This is a genomic window from Nonomuraea sp. NPDC005692 (assembly GCF_040631115.1).
Taxonomy (GTDB): domain Bacteria; phylum Actinomycetota; class Actinomycetes; order Streptosporangiales; family Streptosporangiaceae; genus Nonomuraea.
The window spans coordinates 17,333-30,819 of sequence record NZ_JBEXYU010000037.1; the positions used below are offsets into that span (position 1 = coordinate 17,333).

14 protein-coding genes and 1 tRNA gene are annotated in these 13,487 nt (G+C 71.6%); 12 read left to right on the top strand and 3 right to left on the bottom strand.

Annotation, left to right across the window (positions count from 1 at the left end; all coding sequences use genetic code 11):
• The first annotated feature begins 126 nt into the window (after positions 1–126).
• The 7 genes from rplU to ABZ459_RS44550 all read left to right on the top strand — a co-directional run bounded on the left by rplU (position 127) and on the right by ABZ459_RS44550 (position 7,599).
• Positions 127–429, top strand: coding sequence for a 50S ribosomal protein L21 (gene rplU / locus ABZ459_RS44520; RefSeq protein WP_055506260.1), 303 nt, complete (start codon positions 127–129; stop codon positions 427–429).
• Positions 430–444: 15 nt separating this feature from the next.
• Positions 445–702: a 50S ribosomal protein L27 gene (gene rpmA, locus ABZ459_RS44525; protein ID WP_012893687.1), complete on the top strand. Its 258-nt coding sequence runs from the start codon at positions 445–447 to the stop codon at positions 700–702.
• A 136-nt stretch (positions 703–838) separates the two neighbouring features.
• Complete coding sequence (obgE, locus tag ABZ459_RS44530; RefSeq protein WP_357984657.1) at positions 839–2,191, top strand: GTPase ObgE; 1,353 nt, start codon at positions 839–841, stop codon at positions 2,189–2,191.
• 676 nt (positions 2,192–2,867) lie between these two features.
• A complete protein-coding gene (proB, locus tag ABZ459_RS44535; protein WP_357984888.1) occupies positions 2,868–3,998 on the top strand; it encodes a glutamate 5-kinase in 1,131 nt (376 codons plus the stop codon).
• Positions 3,999–4,008: 10 nt separating this feature from the next.
• Entirely contained in the window at positions 4,009–5,292 is a 1,284-nt protein-coding gene (locus ABZ459_RS44540; RefSeq protein WP_357984660.1) for a glutamate-5-semialdehyde dehydrogenase, read from the top strand.
• 50 nt (positions 5,293–5,342) lie between these two features.
• Positions 5,343–5,519: a hypothetical protein gene (locus ABZ459_RS44545; protein ID WP_357984663.1), complete on the top strand. Its 177-nt coding sequence runs from the start codon at positions 5,343–5,345 to the stop codon at positions 5,517–5,519.
• Between the two features lie 91 nt (positions 5,520–5,610).
• Positions 5,611–7,599 carry a protein kinase gene (locus ABZ459_RS44550; protein ID WP_357984666.1) on the top strand — a complete coding sequence of 663 codons (1,989 nt, stop codon included), beginning with the start codon at positions 5,611–5,613 and terminating at the stop codon, positions 7,597–7,599.
• Positions 7,600–7,620: 21 nt separating this feature from the next.
• Here ABZ459_RS44550 and ABZ459_RS44555 read toward each other — a convergent pair whose 3' ends face one another.
• Positions 7,621–8,643, bottom strand: a complete 1,023-nt coding sequence (locus tag ABZ459_RS44555) for a M48 family metallopeptidase (RefSeq protein ID WP_357984669.1) — start codon at positions 8,641–8,643, stop codon at positions 7,621–7,623.
• Between the two features lie 96 nt (positions 8,644–8,739).
• On the opposite strand from ABZ459_RS44555, the gene nadD reads away from it, so the two are divergent.
• The 3 genes from nadD to ABZ459_RS44570 all read left to right on the top strand — a co-directional run bounded on the left by nadD (position 8,740) and on the right by ABZ459_RS44570 (position 10,470).
• Complete coding sequence (gene nadD / locus ABZ459_RS44560) at positions 8,740–9,357, top strand: nicotinate-nucleotide adenylyltransferase (protein ID WP_357984672.1); 618 nt, start codon at positions 8,740–8,742, stop codon at positions 9,355–9,357.
• Positions 9,358–9,448: 91 nt separating this feature from the next.
• The gene (rsfS, locus tag ABZ459_RS44565) at positions 9,449–9,844 is read left to right on the top strand and encodes a ribosome silencing factor (RefSeq protein WP_357984676.1); all 396 of its coding nucleotides are present in this window, start codon (positions 9,449–9,451) and stop codon (positions 9,842–9,844) included.
• Positions 9,841–10,470, top strand: coding sequence for a histidine phosphatase family protein (locus tag ABZ459_RS44570; protein ID WP_357984679.1), 630 nt, complete (start codon positions 9,841–9,843; stop codon positions 10,468–10,470). The genes rsfS and ABZ459_RS44570 overlap by 4 nt, the downstream gene beginning before the upstream one ends.
• 9 nt (positions 10,471–10,479) lie before the next feature.
• Here ABZ459_RS44570 and ABZ459_RS44575 read toward each other — a convergent pair whose 3' ends face one another.
• Positions 10,480–11,667, bottom strand: coding sequence for an FAD-dependent monooxygenase (locus ABZ459_RS44575; protein ID WP_357984682.1), 1,188 nt, complete (start codon positions 11,665–11,667; stop codon positions 10,480–10,482).
• A 156-nt stretch (positions 11,668–11,823) separates the two neighbouring features.
• On the opposite strand from ABZ459_RS44575, the gene ABZ459_RS44580 reads away from it, so the two are divergent.
• Together ABZ459_RS44580 and ABZ459_RS44585 are read left to right on the top strand one after the other, a co-directional pair.
• Positions 11,824–12,735, top strand: coding sequence for a TetR/AcrR family transcriptional regulator C-terminal domain-containing protein (locus ABZ459_RS44580; protein WP_357984685.1), 912 nt, complete (start codon positions 11,824–11,826; stop codon positions 12,733–12,735).
• Between the two features lie 66 nt (positions 12,736–12,801).
• A tRNA-Ala gene (locus ABZ459_RS44585) sits at positions 12,802–12,874 on the top strand.
• A 43-nt stretch (positions 12,875–12,917) separates the two neighbouring features.
• On the opposite strand, the gene ABZ459_RS44590 is transcribed toward ABZ459_RS44585, so the two are convergent.
• Entirely contained in the window at positions 12,918–13,385 is a 468-nt protein-coding gene (locus tag ABZ459_RS44590) for a hemerythrin domain-containing protein (protein ID WP_357984688.1), read from the bottom strand.
• Between the last annotated feature and the right edge of the window lie 102 nt (positions 13,386–13,487).

Below are 13,487 nucleotides of genomic sequence, written 5' to 3' on the forward strand. Positions count from 1 at the left end.
GTGCCCTGTTGGCGCGCTTACTCGGTTCGTCGGTTTGAGACAGGCCGAATGATAGGCGCAGCATTCGGCGGCCGCCTCGATGCGGGGCGGCTAAGGGCAACAGCGAGTCAGTAGAAGGGTTCCGCGGTGTACGCGATCGTTCGTTGCGGCGGCAGGCAGCAGAAGGTCTCCGTCGGTGACGTCCTCGAGGTGGACAAGGTCGCCGGCGAGGTCGGCTCTTCGGTTACGCTGCCGACGGTGCTCGTCGTCAACGACGGCGATGTGACCACCGAGGCGGGCAAGTTCACGGTCAGCGCCGAGATCCTCGGTGAGACCAAGGGCCCGAAGATCCGCATTCTCAAGTACAAGAACAAGACCGGTTACAAGAAGCGCCAGGGTCACCGTCAGCGGTACACCCAGGTGAAGATCACCGGTATCGACCAGGCCTGATCGGGAGTTTGAGAGATGGCACACAAGAAGGGCGCGTCGTCCACCCGGAACGGCCGTGACTCCAATGCTCAGCGCCTGGGCGTCAAGCGCTTCGGCGGCCAGCTGGTGAACGCGGGCGAGATCATCGTTCGCCAGCGCGGCACCCACTTCCACCCCGGCGACAACGTCGGCCGCGGTGGCGATGACACGCTGTTCGCGCTGGCCGCTGGCCACGTGCAGTTCGGCGTCAAGCGCGGTCGTCGCGCCGTCAGCATCGTTCCCGTCGCGGAGTAATCAGCTTCGCTTCGGTGTTGCTTCAAGGGGTGGATCGCCTGTCGATCCACCCCTTAGGCGTTTTCTGGGGGCCCTGCGGGGGCGCCATGTTGTGAATGATCTTGTATGCCCTGGTGGGCTGATGGAGGAGAGCTGGATGCCGGACTTCGTGGACCAGGTGGTCCTGCACGTCAAGGCCGGTGACGGAGGGAACGGGTGCGCCTCCATCCACCGGGAGAAGTTCAAGCCGCTCGGCGGCCCCGACGGGGGGAACGGCGGTCGTGGCGGCGACGTGATCCTTGAGGTCGATCCCAACACCGCGACCTTGCTGGAATATCACCGCCGTCCCCATCGCAAGGCCGACAACGGCAAGCAGGGGCAGGGCTCCAACCGTGACGGCGCCAACGGCGACGACGTGCTCCTCGCCGTCCCGAACGGGACCGTGGTGAAGGACGCCAACACGGGTGAGGTGCTGGTCGACCTCGTGGGGGCCGGCACCCGGTACGTCATCGCGCAGGGCGGCCACGGCGGGCTGGGGAACGCCGCGCTGGCCACGGCCCGGCGGAAGGCGCCCGGGTTCGCGCTGCTGGGGGAGCCCGGTGACGGGCTCGACGTCATGCTGGAGCTCAAGAGCGTCGCGGACGTGGCGCTGGTCGGGTTCCCCAGCGCCGGCAAGTCGTCGTTGATCGCGGCGCTGAGCGCGGCCAAGCCGAAGATCGCGGACTATCCGTTCACCACCCTCATCCCCAACCTGGGGGTCGTGACGGCCGGCGAGAACGTGTTCACGGTCGCCGACGTGCCCGGGTTGATCCCGGGGGCCTCGCAGGGCAAGGGGCTCGGGCACGAGTTCCTCCGTCATGTCGAGCGCTGTGACATGCTCGTGCACGTCATCGACTGCGCGACCATGGAGCCGGGGCGCGACCCCCTCACCGACTACGAGGTGATCGAGGCCGAGCTGCAGGCGTACGGGAAGCTCGAGGACCGGCCGCGGATGATCGTGCTGAACAAGGCCGACGTGCCTGACGCGCGGGAGCTGGCCGACCTGGTCAGGGCCGAGTTCGAGGAGCGGGGGCTGCAGGTCTTCGTCATCTCGGCGGCCACGCACGACGGGTTGCGGGAGCTCACGTACGCGATGGGCGAGTGGGTGGCGGCGGCCAGGGCCAACAGGCCGGTCGAGGAGCCGACCCGACTGGTGATCAGGCCCAAGCAGCTCGGCGACGCCGGGTTCAAGGTGCGCCGGGTCAACGAGAACCTGTTCCAGGTCACTGGCGAGAAGCCGGAGCGGTGGATCCGGCAGACCGACTTCAGCAACGACGAGGCCGTCGGATACCTGGCCGACCGGCTCGAACGGCTCGGCGTGGAGACGGAGCTGGTCAAGGCGGGTGCCAAGGCGGGGGCCGAGGTGGTCATCGGGCCGATGGAGGGCGGGTACGTCTTCGACTGGCAGCCGACGCTCAGCGCCGAGTCGGTGCGGCAGGGGCCGCGCGGCTCGGACAACCGCCTCGACTGACCGCTGCCGGGGTCGACGGTCCTCTTGGCGTGACCACCGTCTGGTGACCACCGAATGGCGTGCCCGCCGTCTGGCGTGCCCGCCGTCTGGCGTGCCCGCTGTTTGGGGTGACCGCAGCCGGTGGGTGCGTTGCGAACGCGCCCGCCGGTGGTTTCTCATGGCGGGACCGTTGTGGTTCCACGGGAGGTAAAGGGCCGGTGGTGGTGGCCGTGGGGTGGATTGCTGCCGTTCTGTGAGGGTGGGGCTGGGGGCGGCGGGCGCGCGGCGGGATCGCTGTGGTTCTTCAGGAGGCGAAGGGCTGGCGGTGGTGGCTGTGCGGTGGGGCCGCTGAGGGGTCTCGGGGTGAAGGGTTCGGAGGCGGGGGCGTACGGGGACCCTCGCTGCTCTCTGGGGGATAGAGGGGCCGGAGGCGGGGCTGTTCGGTTCGGGGCTGCTTAGGTTCCTTGGGGGTGAAGGGGCGGTAGGCGGGCTGGTGGTGCGGTTGTTGGCGTTCTGTGAGGGGGAAGGCGGCGGTTGCGTGGAGGGCCGCGGTGGTTTTCCTGGGGTATAGGGGCTGGGGGCGTACGGGGGGAGCGTCGCTGATCCGTTAGGGGGCGATGTTGTGTGAAGGGGCGCGGGCGGGTGCGGTTCTGCGGGGGGCGAAGGGGGACGGGGGTGGGGGTGGGGCGCGGATAGGCTGTCAGGCGTGCGGGAACAGATCAGCTCAGCGTCGAGGGTCGTCGTCAAGGTCGGCTCCTCCTCGCTCACCACCCCCCAGGGCATGATCGACGTCGACCGGGTCGACGCCTTGGTAGACGTCCTGGCGGCGCGGCGGCGTGCCGGGGCGCAGATCGTGCTGGTGTCATCGGGAGCGATCGCGGCGGGTCTCGGCCCGCTGGGGTTGTCGGCGCGACCACGCGACCTGGCCACCCAGCAGGCGGCGGCCTCCGTCGGCCAGGGGGTGCTGGTCGCGCGCTACACCTCCTCATTCGCCCGCTACGGCCTGCGCGTCGGCCAGGTGCTGCTGACCGCCGACGACATGATGCGCCGCGCCCACCACGCCAACGCCCAGCGCACCCTGGCCCGGCTGCTGGAGCTGGGCATCGTGCCGATCGTCAACGAGAACGACACGGTCGCCACCGACGAGATCAGGTTCGGCGACAACGACCGGCTCGCCGCGCTGGTCTCCCACCTCATCCACGCCGACGCGCTGGTGCTGCTGTCCGACGTCGACGCCCTCTACGACGGCCCGCCGAGCCGGCCCGGCTCGCGCCGGCTGGCCGAGGTGCGCGGCCCCGAGGACCTGGTCGGCGTCGAGCTGGGCAGGAACGGCGCGGCGGTCGGCACCGGCGGCATGGTGACCAAGGTCCAGGCGGCCAGGATCGCCACGGGCGCGGGCGTGCCGGTCGTGCTCACCGCCGCCGCCCACGCCGCCCAGGCGCTCACCGGGGCCGACATCGGCACCTACTTCCACCCCGGCGGCCGGCACCCCGGCACGCGGCTGCTGTGGCTCGCCCACGCCACCACCGGGCGCGGCCGGCTGCACCTCGACGAGGGGGCGGTCGAGGCGATCGTGGGCCGGCGCAAGTCGCTGCTGCCCGCCGGTGTGACGTCCGTGGAGGGCGAGTTCGCCGCGGGCGACCCGGTCGACCTGTGCGGGCCGCAGGGCGGCGTGGTGGCGCGCGGCCTGGTCAACTTCGACGCCGTGGAGATCCCGGGGCTGCTCGGCCGCTCCACGAAGGAGCTGGCCAGCGCGCTCGGTCCGGAATATGAACGCGAGCTGATCCACCGCGACGACATCGTCATACTGGAAGCCCGTCACCAGTGAGGAGCACGCGATGTCCGAGGAGTTCCTGAAGGTCGCCCGCGCGGCACGAGAGGCCGCCGCCGAGCTGGCCCCGCTGCCGCGGGCGCCCAAGGATCGGGCGTTGCGGGTGATCGCCGACGCCCTGGTCGCGCACGCGGCGGAGATCGTCGAGGCCAACGCCGAGGACGTCGAGCGGGCGCGGGCCCAGGGCACGTCCGAGGCGATGATCGACCGGCTGCGGCTCGACGAGGCCAGGATTGAGGCCATCGCCGAGGCCGTGCGGCAGGTGGCAGACCTGCCCGACCCGGTCGGTGAGGTCGTCCGGGGCAGCACGCTGCCCAACGGGCTGGAGCTGCGGCAGCTCAGGGTGCCGCTGGGCGTGATCGGCATCATCTACGAGGGGCGTCCCAACGTCACGGTCGACGCCGCCGCGCTCTGCCTCAAGAGCGGCAACGCGGTGCTGCTCAGAGGCTCGTCTAGCGCCTACTCGTCCAACACGGCGCTGGTGCGGATCATGCAGGGCGCGCTCGCGGGCACGCAGGTGCCCGCCGGGGCGGTGCAGCTTGTGCCGGGTACGACGCGGGAGTCGGTCAAGGAGCTGATGCGCGCCCGCGGGCTGGTCGACGTGCTGATCCCGCGCGGCGGCGCGGCGCTGATCAACTCGGTGGTCGAGGAGTCCACGGTCCCGGTGATCGAGACCGGCGTCGGCAACTGCCACGTCTACGTCGACGCGGAGGCCGATCTCGACCTGGCCGTGCAGATCCTGGTCAACTCCAAGGCGCAGCGGCCGTCGGTGTGCAACGCGGCCGAGACGTTCCTCGTCCACGAGGGGGTCGCCGACGCGTTCGTGCCGAGGGCGCTGCGGGCGCTGGCCGAGGCCGGGGTGACCGTCCACGGTGACGAGCGCATCGCCGGCTACGGCGAGGTCGTGCCGGTCACCGACGACGACTTCGCCACCGAATACCTGTCGCTCGACATCGCCGCCGCCGTCGTCGGCTCGCTGGAGGAGGCCGTGGCCCACATCCGGCGCTACGGCTCCGGGCACACCGACGCGATCGTCACCCGGTCGCAGCCGGCCGCCCGCCGCTTCGTCTCGCTCGTGGACTCCGCGGCCGTGGCGGTGAACGCCTCGACCAGGTTCACCGACGGGGGCGAGTTCGGGTTCGGCGCGGAGATCGGCATCTCCACGCAGAAGCTGCACGCGCGTGGCCCGATGGGCCTGCCGGAGCTGACCTCCACCAAGTGGATCTACACAGGAGAAGGGCATCTGCGCACGTCAGAAGGCACCGTGGTGCCCGGACCGGCTTGCGGTTAGTCGGCGTGTCGGGCTGACCGACGGCCCGCGGCCTGGGTTGACTGGGTGTCATGGAAATTGTCGTCGCCCTTGTCTTCTCTGCCGCGGTGCTGTTCGGCGCCGACCGTCTGCTGCTCTGGCTGGAGAGCCGCGGGCACGTCAACTGGCGCAGGAAGGGGCGCAAGGCCCTGGCCGAGGAACCCACGGCCGAGCTCGACAGCATGCTCTCCGACCGTTCACACCGATAAAGGTTCAACGGCTCCGGCGCGCCGCGGGCGTCAAGTGTCGTCCCAGCGCTAGGGTTGTGTCCCTTATGGGCGCGCCGGGCGGGGAGGGACGGTGAGCAAGCTCGGCAAGGTCGGGCCGTACAGCCTGGTCGAGCGGCTCGGCCGAGGCGGCATGGGCGAGGTCTACCTCGCCACCACCCGCCGTGGCGAGCAGGTCGCACTCAAGGTCCTCCACGACCTGGCCGAGGACGAGATGTCCCGGGTCAGGCTGGAGCGCGAGGTGCGCGCGCTGCGCAGGGTCGAGAGCCCCTACGTGGCCAAGGTGCTCGACGCCGACCTGAGCTGCGCCCGGCCCTACCTGGTCATGGAGCACATCGAGGGCGTCACGCTGCTGGAGCGCGTACGCCAGAGCGGGCCGCTCGACCTCGGCCAGCTCGTGCACATGGCGCAGAGCATCGCCGCGGCGCTGGCCATCATCCACGCGGCCGGGGTCGTGCACCGCGACCTGAAGCCGGGCAACATCATCATGGGCACCGAGGGGCCGGTCCTCATCGACTTCGGCATCGCGCAGGTGCTCGACGCGACCAGGCTCACCATGACGGGCACGTTCCTCGGCACGCCCGGTTACACCGCGCCGGAGATCTTCGCCGACGAGCAGGTCGACTCACCCGCCGACGTGCACGCCTGGGCCGCGACGGTGGCGTTCGCGGCGACCGGGCGGCCCACGTTCGGGCGCGGCACGGCCGAGGCGCAGATGTACGCGGTGCTGAACGGGCAGGCCGACCTCAAGGGCGTGCCGGTGGCGCTGCTGCCGCTGGTGCGGGCCGCGCTCAACCGGGAGCCTGGCAAGCGGCCCACCGCGGCGTTGCTGGCCGACCGGCTCTCCCGGCTGGCCAAGGCCACGAACGGGCCCGACGGCGACGCGCCCGCGGCCGCCGAGGAGGCGTCCAGGGGCGAGAGCGCGCGGAACCGGGCGAACGGCGCGGCGGCCGAGGTCCCCGCGCCCCGCGGCCGGGCCGGCACGGAGGGCAAGACGCCCGTGCCGCGCGGCCGTACGGGCACGGACGGGAAGACGCCCGTGCCGCGTACGCGTACCGGCGTGGACGGAAAGCCGCCCGTACCCAGGAACCGGACGGAACCGCCGACGGCGCGGAACCGGACCGAGCCGCCCGCCGCGCGGAGCCGGGCCGACGGCGCGGCCTCGGGCGCACGCCCCAGGCCGGGCACGGACGGCGCGGCCCCCGGATCGCGCACCAGGACGGGCGCAGAAGGACCGGCCTCCGGCCCCCGCCCCAGGCCGGGAGCGGAGGGCACCCGCGCCAGGACCGGCACGGAGGGGACGCGGACCCGCACCGGCACGGAGGGCACGCGGGCCCGCACCGGCGCCGACGGGACGCGGGTCAGGGCCGACGGCGCGGTTCCGCCGCCGCGGAGCAGGACGAACACCGACGGCAAGGCCGCCACGCCCCGGACCAGGATCGGCGCCGACCCCAAGACGGGCCCGCGCGCGCGGGCGACGGCGGCCGTGCGGAGCAGGTCACAGGACGGCCGGCGGGGCAGGCTCAGGGGCGAGGCGCCGACCACGCTGCCCGCGGGCAACACGGCTCTGCTGCTGCTCGCGGTGCTGGCGGTGCCGTGCGTGGTGACGTCGGTGATCTGGCCGATCGCCTCGATCGCCATCACGACGGCGTTCGTGGTGCTGACCAGGACGCTCTGGATGAGTCATTGGCTGGTCAGGAAGCGCAGCGCGCGTCGCATGCGGATCGCGCTGCGCGTGTTGCTGTTCCCGTTCGCGCTGACCGGGGCGGCGGCGACCGCCGTGGTGTGGCCGGGAGTGCCCGTCGCGGTGGCGTCGGGCGGTGCGCTCTGGGTGACCGGTGGCGGTCAGATCGACTCCGACTGGTGGCAGCAGCCGGCGCCCGTGACGGTCGCGGCGGTGGTGTTCGGCATGTTGTGCGGCGGTATCACCGGGCGCGAGATCGAGCGGATCGGCGGCAAGCTGCCGGAGTTGCGCAGGGAAGGGCTGCGCGCACTGGCCGTGCTGGGCGGGTTCGTCGCCCTGTGCGCGGCCGCCGTGCGCGCGATCGCCCTCCTGCTGTAGGCGGCGAGGACGGCCGGCCGGTCAGCCCTGGCCGCCGTCGCGGCGCGAGAAGCGGTTGAAGATGCGCTCGCCCGCGTTCACCGCCCCTTCGGCAACGTCGCGCAGCACGCCGATGAACGGGTCCTGCGACTGGGACCAGGAGGCGCGGTAGGACTCGGCCGCCGCCTTGATCTCGTCGGTGACGCGGGCGTTGGCGTCGTCCTCCCGGCGCGGGTAGTCGCCGCCGATGATGCGGTCGTACTCGCCGCTGCGCTGCCACCTGTCGAGCTCGGCCACGCGCACCACGGCGAACGGGTGGGTGGTGCCGAGCAGGTTGAGCACCTTGAGGAAGCCGTCGCGCAGGTCGCCCGCGGTGTCGTACTCCTGGTACTGCGCCAGGAACGCCTCGATGTTCATCTCGTGGGTGTAGTCGCCGCCGGCGAGCTTCATCAGGGCGCGCTTGGCCGACTCGGGGTTCTGGGCGGTCAGCAGGCCGCCGCGGTCGGAGGAGAGCTCCGACTTGCGATACCACTCCTCCAGGCCCGCGACGATCGCGCGCAACCCGATGTAGCCGAGCGGGATCCAGGCGACGCGCGTGGCCAGGCGGGTGAGGATGTCGAGCATCGTCCGGTAGACCGCGTGACCCGACAGGATGTGCGAGGTCTCGTGGCCGATGACGAAGCGCTGCTCCTCCTCGTCCATGAGGTTGAGCAGGCCGGTGGTGACGACGATGAACGGGTCGTCGAAGCCGATGGCCTTGGCCTGGACCTGCGGGTCCTGCTGGACGTAGATCTCCGGGATGCGGTGCAGGTCGAGGATGTAGGCGGCGTCGCGCCCCATGTCGTACAGGGAGCGGAACTGGGTCTCGCTGACGCGCACGGACGACGCCAGGTACATCAGGCGAAGGCGGCGCTCACTGACAAGACCGGACATCTGCTTGAGAACCGTGTCGAACCCACTCAACTTGCGCAGAGCGACCAGGGCGGACCGGTCTGCGGGGTGTTCGTAGGCTCGGGACGAGATGCCGGGCAGTTGGACGCGGTTGCGGTCCGGGGTGGTCGTCATGCCCGGCATGCTACGTCCGCAACGGATGTGATGCGCGGACATCACCAAGGGGGGTGCCGTCATGTTCGGGTACCGCGTCCGCGTAGGGTCCGACTCATGATGAACGCGCCTGGGGTCCAGGGGAAGCGGCGGGTGGGTGTGATGGGCGGGACCTTCGATCCCATCCACCACGGCCACCTGGTCGCAGCAAGCGAGGTCGCCCATCACTTCGACCTCGACGAGGTCGTGTTCGTGCCGACCGGGCGGCCGTACCAGAAGTCCGGACGCGAGGTGTCGGCGCCCGAGGACCGCTATCTGATGACGGTCATCGCCACGGCCTCCAACCCCCGTTTCTCCGTGAGCAGGGTGGACGTGGACCGCCCCGGCCCCACCTTCACCATCGACACGCTGCGGGACATCTCCCAGGTCTACGGCCCGCAGGTGGACCTGTTCTTCATCACCGGCGCCGACGCGCTCGGCGCGATCCTGGGCTGGCAGGACGCCGACGAGCTGTTCGAGCTGGCGCACTTCGTGGGCTGCACCCGTCCGGGGCACACACTGCACGATCCCGGGCTGCCCGAGGGCCGGGTGACCCTGCTGGAGATCCCCGCGCTGGCCATCTCGTCGTCGGAGTGCCGTCAGCGGGTGGCCAAGGGGGAGCCGATCTGGTATCTGGTGCCGGACGGAATCGTGCAGTACATCAACAAACGAGGGCTGTATCACGGGGAAGGCTGAAGCTCTCCGCGCCGTGGGTGAGGGGTTTCGGCCTGGAAGGGTACCCTCGGTATATGGGCATGCTGCCGACACAGGAGGACAGACCCGCATCGTGACCGCATCCGACAGATCCGTTCAGCTCGTCCAGATCGCCGCCGAGGCCGCGGCCGACAAGCTGGCCGATGACATCCTCGCCTATGACGTGAGCGAGCAGCTCGTCATCACCGACGCCTTCCTGCTCTGCTCCGCCACGAACGACCGCCAGGTCCGCGCCATCGTCGACGAGATCGAAGACCGGCTGCGCGCCGAGGCCGACGCCAAGCCCGTGCGCCGCGAGGGCGAGCGCGAGGGCCGCTGGGTGCTGCTCGACTACATCGACATCGTCGTGCACGTCCAGCATGAGGAAGACCGTACGTTCTACGCGCTCGAGCGTCTGTGGAAGGACTGCCCGGCCATCGGCCTGCCGGAGAGCGTCATGCTCGCCAACATGCAGCGGGCCCGCAGTTGAGCAGGCGGATCGTCTGCCTCCGCCACGGACAGACCCTGTGGAACGTCGAGCACCGCTTCCAGGGGCACTCCGACATCCCGCTCGACGAGACCGGCGTCGCGCAGGCGGCCAGGGCCGCCTCGCTGCTGGCCTCGCTGCGGCCCACCCTCATCGTCTCCTCCGACCTCCAGCGCGCCCATGACACGGCCCTGGCGCTCGGCAGGCTCGTGGGGCTCGACGTGACCGTCGACAAGGACTTCCGCGAACGCGGCGGCGGCCAGTGGGAGGGGCTGACGCGCGACGAGATCGCCGCGCGCTGGCCCGAGGAGTACATCGCCTGGGAGGCCCCCGACGGCGAGCCCGTCTCGGAGGTCGCGACCCGGGTGGCCACCTCCATGCGCAAGTGGGCGGCCCGGCTCGACGACGACGGCCTCCTGGTCGTCGCCTCGCACGGCGCGGCGCTGCGCCTCGGCATCTGCGAGCTGCTCGGCCTGCCCGAGGAGCTGTGGCCGGCGCTGGGCGGGCTGGGCAACTGCTCCTGGTCGGTCCTGCAGGAGGGCCGTCAGGGCTGGCGGCTGCTCGAACACAACGCGGGCACCCTTCCCGAGCCCATCAGCAGCGACGACCGCCCTGACGCGGAGGCGTAGCCGACCTGCTCAGGCCGGCCGCGCGGGGCGGCGAGCGCCCTGCCCGGGGTGGTCCGGCAGCGTGACGGCGCTCGCGGCCTTGTCCGTCATCCGCTTGACCATGCCCTTGCCCGGCAGGTACGGCAGCATGCGCATCATCTGGTTCCGCAGCCGGATCCGCGCCCGCGTGCCCGGCACGAGGTATTTGTCGGCCCCCTCGGCCTGCTTCTGACACACCTCGACGTACGGCCGCATCCGCCGCTCGTAGGCGGCGAAGGCGGCGCTGTGGTCGTCGGGGGCCGTGGCCAGCTCGGCGGCCAGCACGTACGCGCCGATCATCCCGAGCCCCGTGCCCATGCCGCCGGGGCCGGGGGCGTACCCGGCGTCGCCGACCAGCGCCACCCGGCCGGACGACCACCGGGGCAGGACGACCTGGGCGGCCTGCCAGAAGTAGAAGTCCTCGGCCCTGTCCATGGCCGCCAGCAGGGACGGGACCTGCCAGCCCACTCCCCGGAACGCCCGCGCCACCAAGGCCCGCTGCGCCGCCTGGTCGCGGTGGCCGACGTCGAGCGGGGGCGTGGCGAAGTCGAGCGCCGCCCTGGTCCGGCCGTTCGTCCTGACGATGGTGGCGCAGCGGCCCGGCACGTTGTGCATCAGGCCGTCGTGGTCCAGCCCGTACGTGCCGGGGACGGAGAAGACGGCGCCGTAGAAGCCGAGATGGCGCAGGGGAGCGGCGGGGAAGGCCAGCTCGCGTACCTTGCTGCGGATGCCGTCCGCGCCGACGACCAGGTCGAACGTGCGGGGTGCGGCCTTTTCGAAGGTCACGTGCACGCCGTCGGGGCGCTCGGTCAGGGAGGTGATCGAGTCGCCGAGGAGGCGCTCGGCGGGGGCGGCTTCGTTCAGGATGCGGGTCAGGTCGCCGCGCAGGATCTCCACGTCGCCGCTGAACACCTCCGACGGCAGCCTGGCCAGCCGTCTGCCGCCGCTGTCGACGATGGCGATGTCGCCCATGCCGGTCCGGGCCGCCCTGATCGTGTCCAGCACGCCCATGCGCTCCAGGACCTCCAGCTGCGGGGCGCCGCGGAAGTCGACGGCCTGGCCGCCGGTGCGCAGGGCGGGGGCGCGTTCGACGACGGTCGGCCGGAACCCGTGGCGGGCCAGCCAGTGGGCGAGCGTGGGCCCGGCGACGCCGCCGCCGGAGATGAGTACGGTCTGCACGGAAGCCTCCCTTGGTAGTGCGCCATGTACGTTGTACGCCGTACCGTAGGTTCGGGTTTTCCAACAGGCAAGAGGGTCGCCCGGCGCACTAGTGCGGCCGTCAGGTGCCGATGGGTGCGCCGGTCCTGGTGCACTAGTGCTGCGGAGGGGGTGGACGTGGATCGGCCCGTGTATCTGCGGATCGTGGAGGAGCTGCGCGACCGCATCGCCGCCGGCGAGCTGGCGCCGGGGGACAAGGTGCCCTCGACCCGGCAGATCATCCGGGAGTGGGGCGTGGCGATGGCCACCGCGACCAGAGCCCTCGGCAGGTTGCGCGAGGAGGGGCTCACGCGGGCCGTGCCGGGCGTCGGGACCGTCGTCGCCGGGCCCGTGCGGCGGGCGGCGCAGGACCTCACCGGGCGGCGTGTCGTGCGCGAGGCGATCAGGGTCGCCGACCGGGAGGGGCTGGCCGCCGTGTCGATGCGCCGCCTGGCCGCCGAGCTCGACGCCTCCGCCATGTCCCTGTACCGGCATGTGGCGGGCAAGGACGAGCTCGTCCGGCTCATGATCGACGCGGTCTACGGCGAGGAGCCGCCCGCCGGGCAGCCGCCGCGGGGCTGGCGGGCCCGGCTGGAGCTGGAGCTCCGGCAGCTGTGGCGGGTGCACCTGCGGCATCCGTGGCTGGCGCAGGCGGTCTCGCTGACCCGGCCGCAGCTCGTGCCCAACGGCATGGCGTCCACCGAACGGCTGCTGCGCGCCCTGGACGGGCTCGGCCTCGACGCCGGCGCCATGCTGCACGCCGTCGTCTCCCTGGTGAACTTCGTCCGGGGCACCGCCGTGGCCCTGGAGGCGGAGCTGCAGGCGCGTACCGAGACCGGGGTGACCGAGGACGACTGGTTGAGCGAGCACGAAGGGGAGATGGCGGCGTTGTTCGCCTCCGGCGCCTATCCGACTCTGGCGAAGGTGGTCACGGATCCCGGGGTGGATCTGGACCTGGACTCCGTCTTCGAGTTCGGGCTCCGCAGGCAGCTCGACGGCCTCGCCGTGCTGGTGGCACGGGTGCAAGGCGGACGGCGGCCGGGCGATTAGGTGAAAGGGCGCGGATGGCTATATGCTCTCGGAGCGCCGCAACGGGTGATCCCGCAGCGGTGACCAGGGGCTATGGCGCAGTTGGTAGCGCGCCTCCATGGCATGGAGGAGGTCTGGGGTTCGAATCCCCATAGCTCCACACAGATTGTTTCCCTGGTTCGAGCGGTCGGCTCGAACGCTCGCTAGTCCAGAAACGCCGGAGAGCTCCACGTCGTGGCGGGCAGGGCGTTGAGGGCGGCGACGATCCGCTTCTCCTCGTAGACGAAGTGCGATTCCAGCAGGGCCGACAGGCCGTCCAGCTCGGTGCGCACGTCACGCGGGCCGCCGGGTGCGTCGGCGGCCAGCAGGGTCTCCAGGTCGCGCAGGATGACGGCCACCTGCTCGTGGTCCCGGCGCAGCTCGTCGAGGACGGGGCGCAGTTCGGGGAACTCGGCGGCGAGCACCGGGAAGGCCGTGGCGTCCTCGCCGGTGTGGTGGGTGGTGATCGCCGAGCAGAAGGTCAGACAGTGGGTGCGCAGGTCGCGCAGGGACCCGCCGCGGCCGGCGGTGTCGCGCAGCCTGGCCAGCTCTTCGCGGAGCCGGAGGTGCACGTCGATCAGTTGGTTGCCGAAGGCCGCCAGACGGCGGGCCGGCTCGGGGAAGTCGTCCATGGGTCTTGTCCGATGTCACGGCGCCTCCATGCCCGCGGCGGTCTCCTGGCCGGGTGCACTGCGACGCTGACTCGGGATCAGATCATGCTTTTCGCGGCGGAT